Source organism: Hymenobacter nivis (genome assembly GCF_006439025.1).
In the GTDB taxonomy this organism is placed as follows: Bacteria; Bacteroidota; Bacteroidia; order Cytophagales; family Hymenobacteraceae; genus Hymenobacter; species Hymenobacter nivis_A.
Window position 1 is genome coordinate 404,147 of sequence record NZ_RCYZ01000004.1, and the last position, 18,564, is coordinate 422,710.

At 63.8% G+C, this 18,564-nt stretch carries 20 protein-coding genes; 6 read left to right on the forward strand and 14 right to left on the reverse strand.

Going from position 1 to position 18,564, the window contains the following annotated elements; all coding sequences use genetic code 11:
- Positions 1-38 precede the first annotated feature (38 nt).
- The 11 genes from dnaN to EAH73_RS12105 all read right to left on the reverse strand — a co-directional run bounded on the left by dnaN (position 39) and on the right by EAH73_RS12105 (position 5,853).
- Entirely contained in the window at positions 39-1,175 is a 1,137-nt protein-coding gene (dnaN, locus tag EAH73_RS12055) for a DNA polymerase III subunit beta (RefSeq protein WP_140466824.1), read from the reverse strand.
- Between the two features lie 9 nt (positions 1,176-1,184).
- Positions 1,185-1,700 carry a hypothetical protein gene (locus tag EAH73_RS12060; RefSeq protein ID WP_140466826.1) on the reverse strand — a complete coding sequence of 172 codons (516 nt, stop codon included), beginning with the start codon at positions 1,698-1,700 and terminating at the stop codon, positions 1,185-1,187.
- Complete coding sequence (locus EAH73_RS12065; protein WP_161599524.1) at positions 1,700-2,515, reverse strand: ParB N-terminal domain-containing protein; 816 nt, start codon at positions 2,513-2,515, stop codon at positions 1,700-1,702. The genes EAH73_RS12060 and EAH73_RS12065 overlap by 1 nt, the downstream gene beginning before the upstream one ends.
- A 67-nt stretch (positions 2,516-2,582) precedes the next feature.
- Positions 2,583-3,263 carry a hypothetical protein gene (locus tag EAH73_RS12070; protein ID WP_140466830.1) on the reverse strand — a complete coding sequence of 227 codons (681 nt, stop codon included), beginning with the start codon at positions 3,261-3,263 and terminating at the stop codon, positions 2,583-2,585.
- A 56-nt stretch (positions 3,264-3,319) separates the two neighbouring features.
- The gene (locus EAH73_RS12075; RefSeq protein ID WP_140466832.1) at positions 3,320-3,691 is read right to left on the reverse strand and encodes a hypothetical protein; all 372 of its coding nucleotides are present in this window, start codon (positions 3,689-3,691) and stop codon (positions 3,320-3,322) included.
- A gap of 90 nt (positions 3,692-3,781) precedes the next feature.
- On the reverse strand, positions 3,782-4,036 hold the full coding sequence (locus tag EAH73_RS12080) for a hypothetical protein (protein WP_140466834.1): 255 nt from the start codon (positions 4,034-4,036) through the stop codon (positions 3,782-3,784).
- Entirely contained in the window at positions 4,036-4,410 is a 375-nt protein-coding gene (locus EAH73_RS12085; RefSeq protein WP_140466836.1) for a hypothetical protein, read from the reverse strand. Before EAH73_RS12085 ends, EAH73_RS12080 begins: the two co-directional genes overlap by 1 nt.
- 127 nt (positions 4,411-4,537) lie before the next feature.
- Complete coding sequence (locus EAH73_RS12090) at positions 4,538-4,816, reverse strand: hypothetical protein (RefSeq protein ID WP_140466838.1); 279 nt, start codon at positions 4,814-4,816, stop codon at positions 4,538-4,540.
- Positions 4,817-4,818: 2 nt separating this feature from the next.
- On the reverse strand, positions 4,819-5,034 hold the full coding sequence (locus tag EAH73_RS12095) for a helix-turn-helix domain-containing protein (protein ID WP_140466840.1): 216 nt from the start codon (positions 5,032-5,034) through the stop codon (positions 4,819-4,821).
- 14 nt (positions 5,035-5,048) lie between these two features.
- The gene (locus EAH73_RS12100; RefSeq protein ID WP_140466842.1) at positions 5,049-5,477 is read right to left on the reverse strand and encodes a hypothetical protein; all 429 of its coding nucleotides are present in this window, start codon (positions 5,475-5,477) and stop codon (positions 5,049-5,051) included.
- A gap of 139 nt (positions 5,478-5,616) precedes the next feature.
- On the reverse strand, positions 5,617-5,853 hold the full coding sequence (locus EAH73_RS12105) for a hypothetical protein (RefSeq protein ID WP_140466844.1): 237 nt from the start codon (positions 5,851-5,853) through the stop codon (positions 5,617-5,619).
- A 112-nt stretch (positions 5,854-5,965) separates the two neighbouring features.
- Between EAH73_RS12105 and EAH73_RS12110 the strand changes: the two genes are divergently transcribed.
- The 4 genes from EAH73_RS12110 to EAH73_RS12125 all read left to right on the forward strand — a co-directional run bounded on the left by EAH73_RS12110 (position 5,966) and on the right by EAH73_RS12125 (position 10,970).
- On the forward strand, positions 5,966-6,712 hold the full coding sequence (locus EAH73_RS12110) for an XRE family transcriptional regulator (protein WP_140466846.1): 747 nt from the start codon (positions 5,966-5,968) through the stop codon (positions 6,710-6,712).
- A 4-nt stretch (positions 6,713-6,716) separates the two neighbouring features.
- Positions 6,717-7,220, forward strand: coding sequence for a hypothetical protein (locus EAH73_RS12115; RefSeq protein ID WP_140466848.1), 504 nt, complete (start codon positions 6,717-6,719; stop codon positions 7,218-7,220).
- On the forward strand, positions 7,220-8,584 hold the full coding sequence (locus EAH73_RS12120; protein WP_140466850.1) for a tyrosine-type recombinase/integrase: 1,365 nt from the start codon (positions 7,220-7,222) through the stop codon (positions 8,582-8,584). The genes EAH73_RS12115 and EAH73_RS12120 overlap by 1 nt, the downstream gene beginning before the upstream one ends.
- Positions 8,585-9,047: 463 nt before the next feature.
- Positions 9,048-10,970 carry a right-handed parallel beta-helix repeat-containing protein gene (locus EAH73_RS12125; RefSeq protein ID WP_161599525.1) on the forward strand — a complete coding sequence of 641 codons (1,923 nt, stop codon included), beginning with the start codon at positions 9,048-9,050 and terminating at the stop codon, positions 10,968-10,970.
- A gap of 153 nt (positions 10,971-11,123) precedes the next feature.
- On the opposite strand, the gene EAH73_RS12130 is transcribed toward EAH73_RS12125, so the two are convergent.
- The 3 genes from EAH73_RS12130 to EAH73_RS12140 are packed head-to-tail and all read right to left on the reverse strand — an operon-like array spanning position 11,124 to position 15,480.
- Complete coding sequence (locus EAH73_RS12130) at positions 11,124-13,481, reverse strand: FtsX-like permease family protein (protein WP_140466854.1); 2,358 nt, start codon at positions 13,479-13,481, stop codon at positions 11,124-11,126.
- A gap of 22 nt (positions 13,482-13,503) precedes the next feature.
- The gene (locus EAH73_RS12135) at positions 13,504-14,187 is read right to left on the reverse strand and encodes an ABC transporter ATP-binding protein (protein WP_140466856.1); all 684 of its coding nucleotides are present in this window, start codon (positions 14,185-14,187) and stop codon (positions 13,504-13,506) included.
- Positions 14,188-14,220: 33 nt separating this feature from the next.
- Complete coding sequence (locus tag EAH73_RS12140; RefSeq protein ID WP_140466858.1) at positions 14,221-15,480, reverse strand: efflux RND transporter periplasmic adaptor subunit; 1,260 nt, start codon at positions 15,478-15,480, stop codon at positions 14,221-14,223.
- Between the two features lie 303 nt (positions 15,481-15,783).
- Between EAH73_RS12140 and EAH73_RS12145 the strand changes: the two genes are divergently transcribed.
- Entirely contained in the window at positions 15,784-17,166 is a 1,383-nt protein-coding gene (locus EAH73_RS12145) for a sigma-54-dependent transcriptional regulator (protein WP_140466860.1), read from the forward strand.
- Positions 17,156-18,502: a sensor histidine kinase gene (locus tag EAH73_RS12150; RefSeq protein WP_140466862.1), complete on the forward strand. Its 1,347-nt coding sequence runs from the start codon at positions 17,156-17,158 to the stop codon at positions 18,500-18,502. The genes EAH73_RS12145 and EAH73_RS12150 overlap by 11 nt, the downstream gene beginning before the upstream one ends.
- The last annotated feature ends 62 nt before the right edge of the window (positions 18,503-18,564 follow it).

The following is an 18,564-nucleotide window of genomic DNA, read 5'->3' on the forward strand; positions in this document are numbered from 1 at the left end:
AAGCCCCGCCACGGCATGCGCAGCGGGGCCCGGTGGCGCTACACGTAGTTGTTGAGCATGACCGGCATCACGAGCATGAGCACGTCCTCGACGCCTTCCTGCTGCTGCGCGGGCGCCAGTAGGCCGGCCCGGTTCGGCGTGCTCAGCGCGAGCGATACCTCCTCCTCATTCAGGTTGGTGAGCATCTCGATGAGGAAGCGGCTGTTGAAACCGATTTTCATATCCTCGCCGTCGTACTGGCACACCAGCCGCTCACTGGCCTCGTTCTGGGTGTCCAGGTCTTCGGCCGAGATAGTCACCTCGGAGCCTGCCAGGTCTAGGCGCAGCTGATGCGTGGTTCGGTTGGCCATCAGCCCGCACCGGCGGGCGGCGTTCAGCAGCTCGGCCCGGTTGATGAGCAGCTTGTTGGGGTTCACGATGGGCACGACGTTCTCGTAATCGGGGTAGCGCTCGTCGATAAGCCGGCACACCAGGCGCAGCTGGTTGAAGCTGAAGGAGGCATTACTGGCCGTGAAGGCCACCTGCACCGGTGTCGCCTCGCTGGGCAGCGTGCTCTTGAGCAGGGCCCAGGCCTTCTTGGGCACGATGACGTTCTTGGCGCCCGCCCCGCCGCCCACGTCGAGCCGGCGGTAGCGCAGCAGCCGGTGGCCGTCGGTGGCCACGAACGTGATGCGGTCCGCCTCGAGCTGGAGCAGCACGCCCGTCATGGCCGGGCGCAGCTCGTCGGTGCTGATGGCGAAGATGGTTTTGCTGATGGCCCGGGCCAGCGTGGTGGAAGGAATCTCCAAGCCCCCGCCCAGGCCGATGACGGGCACCTTGGGGAAGTCGCTGGCATTATCGCCGGCCAGCTTGTAGCGGCCGTTGGCGGTGATGACCACGACCTGATAGGTATCCTCGTCCACGTCGAAGGTGATGGGCTGGTCGGGCAGTTGCTTGAGCAGGTCGAGCAGCAGGCGCGCCGGCACACACGTGTCGATGGCCCCCGCGCCGCTCTCCACCGGCAGCTGGGTGGTCATGGAGATTTCCAGGTCGCTGGCCGTGATGGCCAGCGTGCCGCCCGTCACCTGGAAGAGGAAGTTGCTCAGCGCCGGCACCACCGGGTTGGAGGCGATGACGCTGGCCAGGGGCTGGAGGACTTTGAGCAGCGCGGAGCTGCTAACGATGAATTTTGACACGGGAGAGGATTAAAAAAGTGGGAGCTGTTGGCCTGGCTTGTAGGCCAATTGAAGCGGGGTAAGGGCAGGAACCTGCGGGGCGTTTGGAGCCAGCAAATGCACATTGCTGACTAGCTCAGGCGACACGAACCTGAGTAAGGAGCTGTTCAGTAAGCTCGTTGCGGCCGCCTCGATGGCAGCATCACGGCTAGAAGAGCCTTTGTGCTTCAGGCAGGGCAGTACAGAGTGGCCACCTTCCAAGAATCTGAGCACAAAGCCACCAATCCACTGCTCTCCGGGTGCCAGGGCCACCGTGACAGCCACGTATTCGCGCTCACCCTGGGCAGCTTGGTAGATATAGTCTGGGTTCGTGCACAGCCCCAAGTGGTTCCACTGATAGGGTATCGTGCGCCGTGCTTCCTTTAGTCGGTCCTGCTCAGCGCGCACATCGGCCAGGTGCTGGCCCTCGGTGGCATAGTCGAACTTGGCACGCAAGGCCTGGCTCGGCTGGCCAATGGTCAGCGGCTCGATGACCTGGATGCTCACTACCGGAAGCGCACCCGTTGCGCTGGGGCAGCGTTGTAGTTGTTGAGCTCCTCGAGGAGTTTCACGTACTCCAGCACCGAGGGGCAGCGCACCAGCATGCGGGGCTGCAGGTCGATTTTGCGCAGCATGCGCTCGTGGCTGTACTGGCCTGAGCGCACCACCATATCCAGGCCCTTCACGAACGTGTCGGTGAAAGCGAATTTGAAGTGGGGGAAGCGCTCGGCGAAGTCGGCGCAGTAAGTGGCCACCGAATGCGCATTTTCTGCCCGGCTCACCCGGAAACCGCCGGCCTTGAAGGTGGGCAGGTTGCCGCGGCTGCTCTCCGAGAGCAGGCAGAGCGTGGCCGAGAACGGAATTTTGGGGTGCTTGCTGACGAAGGCCGAAACCTTTTTGTATTCCTCGTGGCCCTCCAGCGTGAAGAAGTTCAGGTAGTCGAGGCTGTTCCAGTGCTTGCTCACCGAGTTGAGCACGGCGATGTGGCCCTGGTTGAGCTGGCCCATCTGGTAGTACACCGGCACGCCCAGGCGCTCGGCGGCTTCGAGGCGGTGCTGGCCGTCGATGACGCCGAAGTCGGCCGTCACGTCGAGCGGGCGCAGGTGCAGCAGGTTCTCCTTGCGGATGCTCTCCATCAGGCGTTTGACGTGGGTTTCGTCCACCTCGCGGTTACTGGTGATGCTGCGGAACGCGCCGTAGTTGGTGGTGTGCTGCACGGCCTCGGTGGGCCGGGGCGTGGGGTCGAGCGGCGCGGGGGCGGGCTTCAGGTGCTTGGTGGCCCGGTGCGCACGCTTGGCGGGCCGGATTGCGGTAGTTGCCATACTTTTAGGGGTTAGTGGGTGAGAAAAAGTGAAGGGCCGCGGCTGCAACCGCGGCCCTTCTGCGTGATTAAAAGAGGTCGTTCGCCGCGGCGTTCTTGCCCCCGCTGGGCCGGGTGGTGTTCGGGGCCAGCGTGCTCCCATCGGTGGCGTCGAAGTCCAGCTCCAGCTCCTGCTGCTGCACGTAGGGGGCCGACTTGCCGGCCAGGTACTGGCGCACCTGCTTGTCGCAGGCCCCGAGTTCCGAGCTGAGGGAGAACAGGTGCTCGTATTCCATGCCTGTGATGGGGTCGGGGTCGAGCACTTCGTGCGGCGTGGTCAGGTTCACCACCTTGCCCGAGCGCAGCGTTTTGCGGCCCAGCACCACCACGCCCCCGTTGTTGGAGTAGGAGTAGCCCGTCACGGCGAAGTCGGCCAGCTCCGGGAACTCGTGTAGCTTGCCATCCTCGAGGAGGTAGCGAAAGGCCAGGCTGTCTTTCTTGAGCCACTCCTCGCCCTGCTGCACCCCGGGCAACATCTCCAGCAGCAGCAGGAAGTGGGGCACCACGCGGGCGAAGGCCGCCTCCAGGTCGGCGTGCACCGGGCGGTGGTGCAGCGCCGTTTTCTCGGCAAAGCCATTGGACTCGCCCTCGCTGTACTCGGCGTAGAGCGTCGAATCTTTGCGGCTGATCTTGACCTTGGTCAGGTTCACGTCGGCCAGTTCGGCTTCGGCAGGGGCGGGGGGGCCGCCGGTCAAATAGGCTTCGCGCATGGGGCAGGGGGGAGGGGTGAAAAAGAGGGCCCCGCTTGCGCAGGGCCGGAGAAATACTAGGCAGTCTGGAGCCAGGGCAGCTGCGAGAGGTCTTGCTGGGCCTCGCCCGGGCCGTTCTCGCGCTCGTCGATGGCACGGCCCAGTTTGGCAATCAGCCGGGTGGCCATGTCGTCGTTGAGCGTGTGCATGCGCAGCAGCACTTTGGTGCGCTCGCGGCGTGTAATGAGGGGGTGCTTGATCAGGCGGTCGATTTCGGTGCGCTGCTCGGCCGTCGACCACAGCACCGGCACCGGCGGTACCAGTGCCTCGAAGTGGTCGGCCGCCGCGGCCAGGCGCTCGACCTGCTCGGGCACGTTGAGGGCCACGCGGCGGCAGCAGGCGGCCAGTTCGGCCGGCGTGAAGGGGCTCGGATTCTCGTAAGGGTCCATGGGCGTAGCTTTGCGAAAGCGTTGGAGGATTATTGACTGATTCCAGAAGGCGCCGTAGGCCGGTGTGGGGTGCGACCCACACCGGCCTTTTTATGTCCGCACGGTGCGTGGGCCCCCGGTGGGGTGCTCCTGGTGGTAATCCGCTTTTTGGCCGCTGGGCCGGGGGGCCCGGGTGCAGCCGGCCAGCGCGAGCAGCAGCACCAGGCCCAGGCCCGCGATATTTTCAACCCGGCGGGCGGTGCGGTTCAGCGCGCGGGCGGTAGCCAGCCGGGCGGCGTGGGCCTCGGCCTGGGCGCGGGCCGTAGAGCAGCGGCAAATGCAGCCGAAATGTGTGGGCACTTTCATCAGGCGGGGCAGGCTGTGGACGGATCCAGGTGGAGGGATTTGGCCAGGCAGGTATTCACGGCGGCCTGGTAGCCGCGCTGCTCGGACAGCTTCTCGGTGAGCACGCGCTCGAAGTGGGGGCCCCGGTCGGCATCGCCGGGCTCCAGCCAGCTGATGTAGCGGCGGTAGCCGCTGTCCCCGCCCGTGGCGCAGGCCTCGTAGTGCGCGCCGTGCACGTCGCCGGCGTAGTGGGCGCTGAGCGAGAGGGCGGTGTGGCCGGCCTCCAGGGCCAGCGGCAGCAGCTTGGCGTGCAGGGCCTGCAAGTCGAGCAGTGGAGGCGCGGTGGGCGGCGGCGAGGCCACCAAGGTCACGGCGAAAAGTGGGTATTGGTCCATCGTGCGAATGGGATTAGAGGTGAGCGAAATGCTTGATAGCCAGCAGCGCCACTTCCACCACGGAGAGCAGCAGCAGGACGGCGTTGCGGTTGTTTTTAGCAGTGGTGTGGTGCATGAGGCGGTAGCGTTAGGCAGCGTAGCGGTGGCGGTAAGCGGGTGGGGTAGCGGCTTCGCGTTGGGCCACCAGGGCCTGCAGGCGCTGGCGGACGGCGAGCAGGGCGGCACCGGGGCCCCCGACGTGCGGGGCCGCCACCTCGGCGCGGGCGGCGCGGCGCTCGACGGGCCGCACCAGCGGGTGAGTGAGCAGCTGGGCCAGGGGCCAGAGCACCGGTGCGGCGGCGGGCACGGCCCGGGGCTTGCTGGCCCAGGCGCGGGCGGCGATGGATTCTTCGCAGGTCCGGGGCATGGCTAGGCAGCGGCGCGCACCTTGGTGCTTTCGAGGTAGTCCACCACGTCGGCTTCCGTCACGCGGTAGTTCTTTTTGCCCAGGCAGTTGTAGTTGATCAGCCCCTGGCGGATCAGCTCGTAGGCCGAGCGGGTGCTGATGCACAGCACTTCGGCCAGCTTTTCGACGGTGAAGACCGTGGCCTTGGGGGACAGGGGGGCCGGCAGGGCAGCTTCCATGGGCAGGCAGTGGATTAGGCGGCCTGGCGCAGAGCCGGGCCAGTTTTCGGGTACATGGCAATGACTTTGGCCTCCACGCAGCGCTCCAGGCGCAAGGCCTCGGCGTAGTCGGTCACGTCGATTTCGGTGAAGAGCATGGCCGGCAGCGTGCCGAACCACTGCTCCTGCTGCCCTTCCTCGGGGAAGCGCCGGGCCGTCCGCCCGCTGTAGGTAGTGCACTCCTGGGGCGAGGCCGGCACGTAGGCCAGCAGGCGCCAGGCGCGGCCCTGCGCGTCGAGGCAGCGGCACTGGCCCAGCACGGGCAGCACTGTGCCAGTGGGGCGGTGGGCGACCGCCGCGGCCAGGTGCAGCAGGTCGCCGGCCTGGAAGCCATCGGCGAGGGAAAGCGCCTCCTTCGGCATTAGGGCCGAGCGTAGGGAAGGCAATAAGGGTTTGGTGTCCATCGTGCGAATGGAAAAAGGATAGGTGAAAGAAAATGAGGGGGTTAGAGCTTGAAGAGCAGGTAGCCTAGCCAGAGGCAGACGCCTAGATGGGCCAGCAGCACGAGGCCCGTTAAGCGGGCGTAGAGGCGGGGGTGGCGCATCAGGCGGCGACCTGGGGCAACTTGTCGGGGTTGGCTGCAGCCCATGCGGCGAAGCCCTCGGGGTTGGTTTCCTCGGCCAGGGCCAGGATGGCGGGCCAGTATTTGGACGTGTGGTGCTGGTTGCGCACGAGCTGCGATAGGTTCGCGTAGCTCATGCACTTCGTGCGGTCCATGAGTTGGGCGAGGTAGCCCTCAGGCATCAAGTCCCGGATTTTTAGGGGTGTGGTCGATTCCATCTGGTGTACCTTGCTAGTGTTGTTGTTAGTAGTAGCAAATATGAGGACTATTACTGATACTTTAAAATAAAGTTGAGTAAAAAGAGCAGCTACGATCTTATTAATACTGTAAATGACTGACGGACAAAGACTTTCTGGGAGACTAAAATTGCTACGGAAAGGGCAAAAAATAACCCAAGACGAGCTGGCTGCGCGTCTTGGGTTGACTAAGAGTGCTATTTCAAAATTTGAAACTGGCAACAGTGCTCCTTCTTTCGAAACACTCAAAAAGATAGCAACACTCTACAATGTGTCTACTGACTACCTTTTAAATGGCAGTAATTCAACTTTTGTAGCACAGGCCCAAAATATTTCTCTGTATCCTGCCGGTCAGAACAACGTGCAGGCGGTGGCGCTGCTTTCAGACATCCCCACGATGTGGCTGCGGCGCGTTAGCTTCAAAGCCCGCGCCTCGTTCAACTACGCCCATTTGCAGCGCTACATGAGCAGCGACGTGTTCGACACGGTGCTCTTTCGCCTGCCCCCGGGCAAAACAGAAGCTGACTACGCCGATGCCATCGTCTTCGATATTGAGGGTGACAGCATGGAGCCATCCCTCTATTCCGGCCAGCAGGTAATCGCCTGGCCCGTCCCGGACAGCAAATGGGAATACCTTCACAACACCATCTGCGTGGTCGATTACGATGACACGGTAACGGTAAAGGCGGTGCGTAGCAACGACCTCAACAACCGCGACGGCTTGACGCTTCATGCCACAGGCGGCGCTGGCGGCTACTTCATTGTGGCCCGCGAGCACATCCACTCCATCTGGGAAGTCCGCGAATTCTATGGCCTAGTGCCCGTGCGGCTTTTAAGCTGATTTTATGAGACTATCACTAATCTGCTTATTCACCACGCTTACTGCGCTGGATCAGTCTGCACAGCAGCCGCAGGGTTTGCAGCGCCTAGATGACAAGTATGGATTTCAAGAGGCTCGTTTTGGGGCCCCCTTGTCGGCATTTACCAAGCTCTACCTGCACTCGGACCAGGGCAATGTGAAACTCTACTGGCGTAAACCGGCTGAGTTGAAAGTTGGTGGCTATAAGCTCTATGAGCCCACCTATTCCTTTTATAAAGGCAAATTGATGGGAATTATCTGCTCAACTGGTGACGAGTATAATACAGATGGTATTAGAAAAATGCTGGTGTCTTCCTACGGCTCACCCAAAGTCACCACCATAAGCCAGGATTGGCAAGGAAAGAAGGTCTACATGTGGTTAGCTACCCTGCCTAAAGGCAGGCTTTTTACCATCAGCAGCATTCCAATTACTAATCAGAAGGCTGCTGATGCAGCAATTGAAGGTCACAAAGCCGCCACCGACCGCTGATGCCAGTCAAATTCTACCTGCACAACAAGCCCGCCGCCGATGGCCGGCGGCCCATCTACCTCGACGTGCGCTGGGGCCGCAGCGGGGCCGGCTCGGCCGATAAGCAATCGCGCCTGCGCACCGCCACCGGCCAGAGCTGCCTGCCGACCAACTGGAACGACCTACGGGGCCGCATCAAGTCTGCTGAAAAGGGCTATTCGGCCGCCAACAACGCATTGGTGAAGCTCGAAGCCGATGCGGGCAATGCCATCGAACGCGCCCAGCTCGACGGCGTGCCCCTGGAGCCCGCCGCGTTGCAAACGCTGCTCAAGCCGGCCAAGGCTGCGAAAGCCGCCCGGAAAGCGGCCGCCGTGAAGCCGGCGCCCGCGGCTGACCCGTCCGTGCCCCGCACCATGGCCGGCCTCTACGCCGACTGGCAGCGCGCGCGCCGGGCCCGGCTCTCGCCCAAGGGCCTCACCGCGCCCCAGGGTCTGATCACCCGCCTCGAAGCCTTCCGGCCGGGCATTGCGCCCACCGCGTTCCTGCCCGACGCCGACGGCCGCATCCCGGTGCTGGAAGAATTCTGTACCTACCTGGTGGAGGAGGCCACCATGCCGCGCACCGGCCGCGTGGGCATGCAGAACAACACCATCAGCTCGTACCTCAAGCTGCTGCGCCGCCTGCTCAAGTTCGGCCGCCAGCCCACCGACGCCATCGAGGACACGTTCCTGGAGGACGTCGAGCGCGAGGCCCTAAGCTACGCCGAGGTGATGGCCTTCTACGCCCACGAGCCGCTGGACCTCAAGGAAGGCAGCACCAATGCCGGCAGCCGCGTCGCCATCCGCGACGTGTTCGTTTTCAACTGCCTGACCGGTCCCCGCTACGGCAACCTGGCCACGCTGCGCCCCAGCGACCTGAAGCTGGAGCACGTGGACGGCACCGCCGTGCCAGTGCTGGAGTACGTGCAGCACAAAACCCGCCGCAACAAGCGCAAGGTGCGCGTGAGCCTCGACCCGGTGGCCTACGCCATCTGGCAGCGCTACCAGGGCCAGCTGCCCGTGCCCACCAACCAGACCATGAACGCCGGCATCAAAACCATTGCCCGGTCCGCCGGCCTGACGCGCCCCGTGACCGTGGTGCGCGGCATCGGTACCCAGCGGCTGGAGAGCGTCGTGCCCCTGTGGCAAACCATTTCCTGCCACACGGCGCGCTACACCTTCGTCACCCTGCAGTACGAAGGCGGCAACGACATCGTGAGCATCCAGGAGTCGGTGGGCCACGCGGGCATCAACACCACGCGCCACTACCTCAAGTCGCGCCCCACCCAACGCCACGCCGCCACGCTGGCCGCTTTTAATGCCCTGCGCCAGCGCGAGGCGCCCTAATTCAAACGGTCACACTTCAAACGGTCACACTCCGCTGAAGGGTGTGACCGTTTGGCGGAAAATCCCTGCCCATTTCTTCCGGTTTGTGCCAGGCGCCCGCCGCGAATACTTCCATAAACAGGCAGATTTAGGAAGTAATAAGAACATAACTACCAGTCAATCAGTCCGACAGGAGGCTCATTGTATACAAAAGCCCGCCATGAGCCTTGTGCTTGTGGCGGGCTTTTGCGTAGTGTGCCTGACTGGTTGAGTTTTGGCTTACTGCTTTTCCTATGCCCGAAGGCGTGTGCCGTGGCTGGCAATCCAGGGGATGACGTCCGGAGAAGCACTTGTCAACCCTTGGTATCCGCCCCAGCACCTTCAAAGCCAACGGGGCTGCGGTCTTGGATGGCCGAGGAAATTAGCCGCGGCTCCAGCCGCACTAGCTTTGCAGGTGAGCACCGTTTTCCGCTGCTTTCCCACCATGGACATAAAAAGTGCCAATCGCCGCGCCGCTACGCTGCTGGCCGGGGCCGGGCTGCTGCTGGTCGTGGGGGCCCGGCCGGCCCCGAGGCCCCCGGCCGTGCTGCGCAAAGACCTGAAGCGGGACTTTGGAGCCCTGGGCGATGGGCGCACCAACGACCAGGCGGCGTTTGCGCGGGCGGCGGCGTTCTTCAACCAGCGCGCCCAGGGCCCCGACGGGGCCGTGCCGGCGGTGCTCTTTGTGCCCCGCGGGGTGTACGTGGTGGGCCGGCAGGCGCCCGGACCCAATGGCTACCGCTGGGGCGACGACGTGCTGCCGCTGGTGGGCTGCCGCAACCTCACCATTGCCGGGCAAGACAGTGGCCGCACCGAAATCCGCTACGCCGCGGGCCTGCGCTACGGCTCGTTTGACCCCGCCACCGGCCGGGCGTTTCAGCCGCCGCCGGGTTACTTTACCGATCGGGCCTATGCGGCCAGTGGCGGCACGTGCGTGCGGCTGGAGCGTTGCGAAAACGTGGTGGTGGCCGACCTGGCCCTCAATGGCAACAGCCCGCGGTTGGCCCTGGGTGGGGCCTGGGGCGATACGGGCATTCAATTGCCCTTCGACGGAGTGTTCGTGACGGGCTCGCGCGGGGTGACGCTGCGCCGGGTGGCGGTGCACCACTTCGGCCGCGACGGGGTGCAGGTGCTCAACCACCTGGCCACGGGCCTGGCCGACCCGGCCCGCGAAAACATCCGGTTCGAAAACTCCACTTTCGACTACAACGGCCGCCAGGGCCTTTCGCTGACGGGGGTGCACGGCTTCCGGGCCGACAATTGCAGCTTCAGCCACACGGCCCGGGCCCGCAACGCCGGCCTGGGCCGGGCCCTGTTCTCGAACCCCGCCGCGGGCGTCGACGTCGAGCCCGAGGGCGGCACCGTGGCCCACCTGGCCTTCGTGGGCTGCCGCTTTGTGGACAACGGTGGCCAGGGCCTGGTGTCGGACCGGCCCGCTGGCCCGCACCCGCCCGCCACGGCCGACGTGCGGCTGGTGGACTGCACCCTCTGGGGCACCACGAACTGGTCGGCGTGGGTAACGCAGCCGGGTTTCTCCTTCGAGAACTGCCGGGTGTACGGGGCCTTCGTGCACGGCTGCGCCGCGGCTACGGCCGCCGAAGCCACGCGCTTCACTGGCTGCACCTTCGCCGATCGGCCCTATGCCGGCCGCCCGGCCTTGGGCCCTGGCCTGCTGCTCTCCGACGGCCACGCCCGCGGCCTGCGCTTCGATGGCTGCCGCTTCGAGGCGGCGCACGGGGCCCTGCTGCGCGCCGTGCCGCTGGCCGCTGCCGCGGCCGATTCAGCCGCCGCGTTCCATTTCCGCGGTTGCACCTTCGAGTGGCGTGCCCTGGGGGCCCCAGCGGCCGCTGGGCCGGCGCTGTTGCTGGCGGGCCCGGTGTTCAGCGAAACCACCGTATTGCGCAACGGCCCGGGTACAAAGGGGGGCGCGGGGGCCCCGGTTACTTTTGTGCTCGGCGATGCCCGGGCGCCCTTGCCGGCGGTGCTGCGGGCCCCGGGCCGGCTGGAATTGCGGGTGCGCGGGGCGGGTACTTTGGTGCGGGGGCGCTTCGATGTGGCTTGGGGCCCCGTCCTCCCTACCGACTCAGCCCGCGTCGTGGTGGGGGCGGGGCACGCCCTGGCCCTGGCCGCCGCCGCGCCCGGCGACACGGCCACGCTTTACCTGGGGCCCAATGCCCGGCTGGTCATCGAGCGGGGCGGGGCCCTGGAACTGCGGCGCTACGCCCAGGTGGTGGTGGCCGGCCAGCTGGTGGTGGAACCCGGGGCCTATTACGCCCACGATCCGCTGGCTACCGTGCGTACCGAAGGCCGCGGCGAGGTACTGGTGTCGCCCGCGGCCGTGCTGGTCGCCCCGCCCGCCGTGCGGTAGGAAAATTCCGGAGAAGCTGTTGTGATTTAGTCAAAAGCTCCTTTCCCACGGTCGTGCTGAGCTTATCAAAGCACCTCTTCCGCTTCATTGAACGGCGCCTACGAAGGGGAGCAGGTTCATTGATAAAGCTCAGTGACCGTATTGGTTAATATATCATTCTGCCCGCAAACTCAGCACGGGGTTGCGACGGGCGGCCCGCCAGGCCTGCACACTCACCGTGAGCCAAGCAATGAGCAGGGCCCCCATGCCGGCGGCCGCGAAGTACCACCACTGCCACGCCACGCGGTAGGCAAAGCCTTCCAACCACCGCTGCAGGAGCAGGTAACTCAGAGGCAGCGCCAGTACGATGGCCACGACAACCAGCCAGGTCAGGCTGCTGGTCAACAGCCAGACGATGCCCAGCTCGCTCGCGCCCAAGGCCTTGCGGATGCCGATTTCCTTGCGCCGCCGCTCGGCAGTGAAGGCGGCCAGCCCCAGCAGGCCTAGGGCAGAAATGAGGATGGCCAGCCCGGCGAAGTAGCGGGCGAGCACCGCCACCCGTCGCTCGGCTACGTACTGGGCCTGGTAGTCGGTGTCCAGAAACGTGTAGTCGAGCGTAAAGCCGGGGTTGTAGGCGGCGTACAGTTGTTGAAGCCGCGCAATTGTGGCCTGCTCCGCGTTGGGCTGGAGCTTCACTAGCACCGTGTTAATCGTGGGGTCGAGTTGCAGGCGAAGGGGTTTGATTTTTTCGTGCAGGGATTCGTAGTGGAAGTCGCGGACTACACCCACGATGCGGGCCCCGTCGAGTTGTTGGCCCACGGGGTCTGGCATCCCTAGGCCAGCCACCAGGGCCTGGTTGACGAGGATGGCGTCGCTGTCGGCGCGGAACTGCGGCGCAAAACTGCGGCCGGCTACCAGGTGCATACCCATTGTTTCCACCAGGTCATAGTTGACCAGCATCGTCCCTACGGGCAGGCGCTTCCCTTGCCAGCTCATCTCCGCAACGTAGCGCCCCCCTAAGAAGCCGCCCAAGACGCTGGACGCCTGCACGACGCCGGGCAATTTCTTCACCTCGGCCAAAAACGCCGCCTGCTGGCGCGCCGCCTTGCCGCCGGTATCAAAGCGAAGTACGTGGGCTTTGTCGTAGCCCAGCGGCTGGCGCTGCACAAACGCCAGCTGCGCGTTGACGACTACCACGGCCACGATGAACAGCACCGAGAGCGTAAACTGCAGCACGACCAAGCCCTGCCGCGTCCACACGTCGCCGGCCCGAGTCGGCAGCTTGCCTTTCAGCACGGCCGCCGGCTGGAACCCCGATAGGTAAAACGCGGGGTAACTGCCCGCCAGCAGCCCCGTGCCCAGCGCCAGGGCCAGGCCGGCCCCCACCAACTGCCACTCCCACTGCAAGGCCAACGGCTTGCCAGTCAGTTCGCTGAACTGCGGGAGCACGAGTTGCACCAGCCCCACGGCCACGACCAGGGCTAGCAAGGCCATCACCACGGATTCGGTCAGGTACTGCCCCACCAGCGCGGCGCGGCTCGCCCCCAGGGCCTTGCGAATGCCTACTTCCTTGACCCGCCGCGAGGCCTTGGCGGTGAACAGGTTCATGAAATTGATGCTGGCAATCACCAGAATGAGTGCGGCAATCAGGGCGAACAGCCGCACGTAGGCAATTCGCCCCCCGGTGGCAACGCCGTTTTCGTAGGTGCCGTGCAGGTACCCCGCCGCGAACGGCCGCACGAACAGCGTGCGCCCCCGGGCCTGGGCCTGCGCGCTTTTGGTTTTCAACAACCCCGCCAGCTTCACTTGAAACTGCGCGGGGTCGGCCCCCTCCTTCAAGGCCAGGTAGGTGTTGAAAGGGCCGTCGTCGTCCCACTTAATGGTCTCGCTCATTTGCATCTGGTCCTTAAATGAGGCAAACGGCAGCACGCAGTCAAACTGCTCGGACGAGTTGCGGGGCACCCCGGCAAACACCCCGGCCACCAGGCAGGTCTGTTTTCTGTCGGCCATTTGCCATTCCACGGCTTTGCCCAGGCTATTCTGCGGCGACCGAAAGAGCTTGGTGGCCAAGGCCTCGGAGAGTACAATGGCGTCTTTGTCCCGCAGCACCGTGGCGGGGGTGCCCACCAGCAGGGGGTAGGAAAACAGCTGGAAGAAGGCCGGGGCCGCGTACTTGGGGACGGCATTCAGATGCTGGCCGTCCGCCGCCAGCGTGAAGGCGGGGAAGAACGGGACCGGCGTGGTGGTGGCCACAAATTCAATCTCCGGCATTTCCCGTCGCAGGGCCTCGGCCAGCAGCGGTATGGTGCCGGTTTGGGTCTCGATGCCGGCGGCCGTGCGGCGGTTTTCCATCACCTGGTAAAGCCGGCCATCCAGGGCGTGGTAGCGGTCGAAGCTGCGCTCGTCGCTTATCCATAGGTAGATGAGCAGCGCGCAGGCCAGGCCGGTCGAGAGGCCAATCAGGTTGATGAAGAACGTGCTTTTGAACCGCTTAAAGTTGCGGTAAATGAGCAGCAGGGGGTAGGGAAGCATGAGCCAAAGGGGGAGGAATCGGTTAGAATTGGCTGCGGCTGTTTTCGAGCACCACCTGCCCGTCGAGCAGGCGGATGACGCGCCGGGCGTACCGCGCGTCGTGCTCGGAGTGCGTGACCATGAGCACGGTGGTGCCCGCCTCGTTCAGCTCAGTCAGCAGCCCCAGCACGTCGTGGCCACTGGCCGAATCGAGGTTGCCGGTGGGCTCGTCGGCCAGCAGCAGCGGCGGGGCGTTCACCACGGCGCGGGCCACGGCCACGCGCTGCTGCTGCCCGCCCGAGAGTTGCAGCGGAAAGTGGTTGCGCCGGTGCAGCAGCTGCATTTTCTCCAACACCTGTTCTACCCGCTGCCGCCGCTCGGTTGCCCCCACGCCGAGGTAGCGCAGAGGCAGTTCCACGTTCTCAAACACCGTTAGCTCGTCAATCAGGTTGAAGCTCTGAAACACGAAGCCCAGGCTGCGCTTGCGCAGCTCGGCTCGCTGCCGCTCGGAGTAACGGCTGGTTTCGGTGCCCAGCAGTTGCAGGCTGCCGCCGTCGGGCTCGTCGAGTAGGCCCAGCAGGTTAAGTAGCGTCGATTTGCCGCAGCCCGAGGGGCCCATAATGGCCACAAACTCCCCCTGCTCCACCGTCAGCGAGACGTGGTTCAGCGCCTTGGTTTGCACCTCCTCGGTGCGGTACACCTTCTCCAGGTTTTCGGCCTTAATCATGAGTTTCCTGCTTTACTAGTCAATTTTAGGTACCTAGGGACGGTCATTATCCAGCACCAGTTCTTGTTGGTCGGCGTAGCCTTCGTAGCTAGACGTTACGACCTGGTCGCCGGGCTGCAAGCCCGCCAGCACTTCGTAATAATCGGGGTTCTGCCGCCCCAGCCGGATGGCCACCCGCTGGGCCCGCGTACCATCGGTCCCCAGCTTGAACGCCCAGTTGCCCACGGTTTGCTGGTAAAAGCTGCCTTTGGGCAACAGCACGGCCGGCGCCTTCGCACTCAGCGCCAGCCGGATGAGTAGGGTCTGGCCCCGCCGCAGGCCCGGTGGTGGGGTACCGGTAAAGGCTAGGTCGATTTGCAGACCTTTGGCCACTTGGGCGAAGATTTTGGTCACGCGTAAGGCGTATGCCTGGCCATCCACCACCACTTCGCCCACCTGACCAGCCGCGATGCGAGCAATGTAAAACTCGTCCACCGCGGCGTGCAGTTTCACGCCCGCCAGTGCGTCAATCTGCCCCAAGCGCTGGCCCCGGGTTTTGGCCTCGCCCACTTCCGCGGCCAGCGAGCTGAGCCGCCCGCCGACCGGGGCCCGCACCAGCAGGTCGTCCATCTTGCGCCGCATCAGGGCCAGGTTGCTGGTCATGCGTTGCACCGATTCCTGCATGGTGCCCAACTGCTGCTGCATGGCCACCGAATCCTGGTGCAGGGTCTGCTGCGTGAGCTGCCGCCGGCGTAGCTGGTAGCGGTAGGCGTTCTGGCTCTGCAGGTAGTCCTGCCGCGCAATCACCTTCTGGTCGTAGAGCACTTGGTTGGTGTCGAACACTCGCCGGGCCTCGGCCAGCTGGAAGTCGATGTCGGCTAGCTGATTTTGGCGCAGAATGCGGTTTTGCAGCAGCTGGTTGCGGGTATTGCGCAGGTTGTTCATCAGGTCGTAGACGGCCGTTTCACGGTTTACCATTTCCAACTGCAGGTCGGGGTTAGCTAGCCGCAGCAACGGCTGGCCCACTACGAGGGTCGCTCCTTCTTCCACCAGCACTTGCTGCACCGTGCCGGCCTCCGCCGCGTCCAGGTACACGGTGCGCAGGGGCTGTACTACCCCGTCGATGGCCGTGAATTCCTGAAAATTGCCACGCGTGACCGGACTGATGGTCAGCCGGCTGGCCGCGACGTGCAGCCGCTGGCCCGGCCTAGGCCAGTAGAGGCCGGCCACTCCCGTCCCCACCAGCAGCAGGGCCCCCAGCCACCACCAGCGGGTAACAAACGACCACTTTCTCTTCGGTATCAGGATATCCATTCGGTTCGGCGCAGGCAGTAGCCGCAAAAAGCTACTGACCGGAGATGCCAAGAACGATGCCTTATTCACAACGCATTGATAATCAGAAGTTCTATTTTAAATCCTGGTTACCAGCTGCTGCCGAGCGTCTGGTTTTGATACACTTGACCGTTCGGTTCTGATACAGTTCAAATCCTTTAACAGGCAGAAAACGGCCTAGCCGGCTCAAATCCAGTATTTTCAGAAGCTTGCACGGTTTATGTGGCCTGAGTTGGTACGGGTGCCAGATAGCCCCGACTTTTACGTTTTACCCATCCTCTTTTCATGATTCTTAAGCATGCTCGCATTCTGGTGGTGGACGACGAGCCCGATGTGCTGTTCGCGCTCAAGCTGCTACTTAAAAGCGAGGTGCGGGAAGTTGTGACGGAGAAAAACCCGGAACTGCTGCTCTCCCTGCTTCGCCAGCAGCATTTCGACGCCGTGCTGCTCGACATGAATTACCGCAGCGGCCAGGCGACCGGCAACGAGGGCTTCTACTGGCTGGGCCGAATTCTGGAGCATAATCCCACCACGGCCGTTATCCTCATTACGGCCTATGGCGACGTGCGAACGGCGGTGCGTGCCCTTAAAGCTGGTGCCACCGACTTCCTACTCAAGCCCTGGCACAACGACCAGCTGCTTCAAACGCTGGCCGCCGCCCTTCAACCCAAACCCGGCAGCAAAAGTGGGGGTAGTCCGAAAAAGCCACCTGAGCCGGCCGTCACTACTGCCCTACTAGGCGAGTCGGCCGCCATGCAGGAAGTGCGCGCCATCATTGAAAAGGTCGCCCCAACTGAAGCCAACGTGCTGCTGCTCGGCGAGAACGGCACGGGCAAAGAGTTGGTCGCCAAGTCCCTGCACGAGCAGTCGCGCCGCGCTGCCCGGCCCTTCGTGGCCGCCGACGTGGCCGCGCTAAGTGAAGGGTTGTTTGAAAGCGAGCTGTTCGGGCACACCAAGGGCGCGTTCACGGATGCCCAGGCCAGCCGCGTGGGCCGGTTCGAGGCGGCCACCGGAGGAACCTTGTTTCTGGATGAGATTGGCAACATAGCCATACCACAGCAAGCCAAGCTGCTCACGGCCCTGCAAAACCGCCAAGTGGTGCCCGTAGGAAGCAACACCCCCGTACCGGTGGATATCCGGCTGTTGTCGGCCACCAATGCCCCGTTGCACGCACTGGTAGCCCGCGGGGCCTTTCGCCAGGACTTGATGTACCGCCTCAACACTGTCGAAATCACGCTACCCCCCCTGCGCGAACGTGACGACGATGTACAGCTGCTGGCCCAACACTTCGCGCAGGTGTACGCCGCCCGCAACCGGCAGCCCGTGCCGGAATTCAGTGCCGCCGCCCTGCGCAAGCTCCAGGAGCACACCTGGCCCGGCAACGTGCGGGAACTGCAACACGCCGTGGAGCGGGCCGTTATCCTAGGGACTGGCCCCGTGCTGCTCCCGGCCGATTTCTCGTTTCGGAACGCTGAGTCAGCAGCTGCTTCCGCGGCGGCGGCGGCAGCTGCGACCGTGATTGAGCATCCGTTGCCGTTGCTAGAAGTAGAAAAAAACACCATCCAGCAGGCCATTGAGCGCCATAAGGGCAACCTCACCAAAGCCGCCAAGGAACTGGGCCTCACCCGCACGGCCCTCTACCGTCGGCTCGATAAGCATGATATATAACAGCTTGGATTTCCGCCTGCTGGGACGATTAGTACTGCTAGTGGCCGCGTTAGGCGGGGGCGGCTACGCCACGCAGCACCACGCCTACGGGCTATCCCTAGGGGCCCTAGGGTTGCTGGTAATCTTAGTCTTGGACCTAACCCGCTATTTGATGCGCGGCCAGCAGGCGCTAGCCGACTTTACTCTGGCTCTGAAGTACCGGGATTTTTCGCGGCAGTACCCGGCGCAGTCCATCTCGGCGTCGTTGCAGCCCTTGCACGAAGCCTTCAACCAAGTCAATGCCACGTTTCGCGAGTTGCGTGCTGAGCAGGAAGGGCAGTTTCAGTACCTGCAAACTATCTTGGCGCTGCTTGATACGGGCATCGTATCCTACGACGCGGCGGGCACCGTGGCCTGGGTGAACGAGGCGTTCAAGCAGACGCTGCACTTGCCGTACCTAAAAAACATCCGGGTGCTGCAATCCCGGCAGCCGGTCCTCTACGAGGCCATCTGCCGGGCGGTGCCGGGCCAGCCCGAGGTGGTGAAGCTGACGGTGGGCCCCCAAACGGTGCAGCTGCTCGTGTCGGCTACGCAGTTTAAGCTACGCGGCGAAGCGTTTACCCTCCTTGCCTTCAAGAATGTGAGCCAGGCTCTGGCGGACACCGAAACCGCCGCTTGGCAGCAACTGCTACGGGTCATGACGCACGAAATCATGAACTCAGTTGCCCCCATTGCCTCGCTGGCTGATTCGTTGGGCCGCCACGTAGAGAGCGCCCAGCAGCAGAAAGTTTCCGCTGAGTTGCTCGACGACGTGGGCACCGGCATTCGCATCATCCAGCAGCGTAGCGAAGGGCTAGTGCGCTTCGCCCAAGTGTACCGGGACTTTAGCACCCTGGCTTTGCCGCAGCGCACGACCCTTTACGTGCAGGAGTTGCTCCAGACCACCCGGCAGCTACTGGCGGAGCAACTGGCTGCGCAAGGCATTGAGGTAACTCTCAGCGTCCGGCCTGCCCACCTCACCCTGCACGCCGACGGCCACCTGCTGGAGCAAGTACTTATTAATCTAATGCTCAATGCGGCGCAGGCAGTCACCCAAACCCCTAACCCTAGGATTAGCTTGCTGGCCTGGTCCGATGAACAGGAACGGGTCGTTATCGAGGTGAAAGACAATGGCAGCGGTATTCCCGCCGACGTGCTGGACAGCATCTTTATTCCTTTCTTCACTACCCGCCCCAATGGCTCCGGCATTGGCTTGAGCCTGGCCAAGAAAATCATGCAGTTGCATCAGGGCAGCATTCAGGTCAATTCCGTTGAAGGAGCGGGCAGTGCGTTTCAGCTGTGGTTTCCCTTGACTTAAGGCCTGTTTGGGTAGGTAGGCAATTCCTTTGTCTTAGCCGGGAAGGGCAGGAGTGGGGCCCC

What these genes read in the sequence shown, in the direction of transcription:
- EAH73_RS12150 (WP_140466862.1), top strand. Translation starts at nt 17,156, where the DNA reads ATGATATATAACAGCTTGGATTTCCGCCTGCTGGGACGATTAGTACTG.
- EAH73_RS12120 (WP_140466850.1), top strand. Translation starts at nt 7,220, where the DNA reads ATGCCAGTCAAATTCTACCTGCACAACAAGCCCGCCGCCGATGGCCGG.
- EAH73_RS12085 (WP_140466836.1), bottom strand. Translation starts at nt 4,410, where the DNA reads ATGGACCAATACCCACTTTTCGCCGTGACCTTGGTGGCCTCGCCGCCG.
- EAH73_RS12080 (WP_140466834.1), bottom strand. Translation starts at nt 4,036, where the DNA reads ATGAAAGTGCCCACACATTTCGGCTGCATTTGCCGCTGCTCTACGGCC.
- EAH73_RS12090 (WP_140466838.1), bottom strand. Translation starts at nt 4,816, where the DNA reads ATGCCCCGGACCTGCGAAGAATCCATCGCCGCCCGCGCCTGGGCCAGC.
- EAH73_RS12140 (WP_140466858.1), bottom strand. Translation starts at nt 15,480, where the DNA reads ATGGATATCCTGATACCGAAGAGAAAGTGGTCGTTTGTTACCCGCTGG.
- EAH73_RS12095 (WP_140466840.1), bottom strand. Translation starts at nt 5,034, where the DNA reads ATGGAAGCTGCCCTGCCGGCCCCCCTGTCCCCCAAGGCCACGGTCTTC.
- EAH73_RS12110 (WP_140466846.1), top strand. Translation starts at nt 5,966, where the DNA reads ATGACTGACGGACAAAGACTTTCTGGGAGACTAAAATTGCTACGGAAA.
- EAH73_RS12100 (WP_140466842.1), bottom strand. Translation starts at nt 5,477, where the DNA reads ATGGACACCAAACCCTTATTGCCTTCCCTACGCTCGGCCCTAATGCCG.
- EAH73_RS12130 (WP_140466854.1), bottom strand. Translation starts at nt 13,481, where the DNA reads ATGCTTCCCTACCCCCTGCTGCTCATTTACCGCAACTTTAAGCGGTTC.
- EAH73_RS12115 (WP_140466848.1), top strand. Translation starts at nt 6,717, where the DNA reads ATGAGACTATCACTAATCTGCTTATTCACCACGCTTACTGCGCTGGAT.
- EAH73_RS12070 (WP_140466830.1), bottom strand. Translation starts at nt 3,263, where the DNA reads ATGCGCGAAGCCTATTTGACCGGCGGCCCCCCCGCCCCTGCCGAAGCC.
- EAH73_RS12145 (WP_140466860.1), top strand. Translation starts at nt 15,784, where the DNA reads ATGATTCTTAAGCATGCTCGCATTCTGGTGGTGGACGACGAGCCCGAT.
- EAH73_RS12135 (WP_140466856.1), bottom strand. Translation starts at nt 14,187, where the DNA reads ATGATTAAGGCCGAAAACCTGGAGAAGGTGTACCGCACCGAGGAGGTG.
- EAH73_RS12125 (WP_161599525.1), top strand. Translation starts at nt 9,048, where the DNA reads ATGGACATAAAAAGTGCCAATCGCCGCGCCGCTACGCTGCTGGCCGGG.
- EAH73_RS12105 (WP_140466844.1), bottom strand. Translation starts at nt 5,853, where the DNA reads ATGGAATCGACCACACCCCTAAAAATCCGGGACTTGATGCCTGAGGGC.
- EAH73_RS12065 (WP_161599524.1), bottom strand. Translation starts at nt 2,515, where the DNA reads ATGGCAACTACCGCAATCCGGCCCGCCAAGCGTGCGCACCGGGCCACC.
- EAH73_RS12075 (WP_140466832.1), bottom strand. Translation starts at nt 3,691, where the DNA reads ATGGACCCTTACGAGAATCCGAGCCCCTTCACGCCGGCCGAACTGGCC.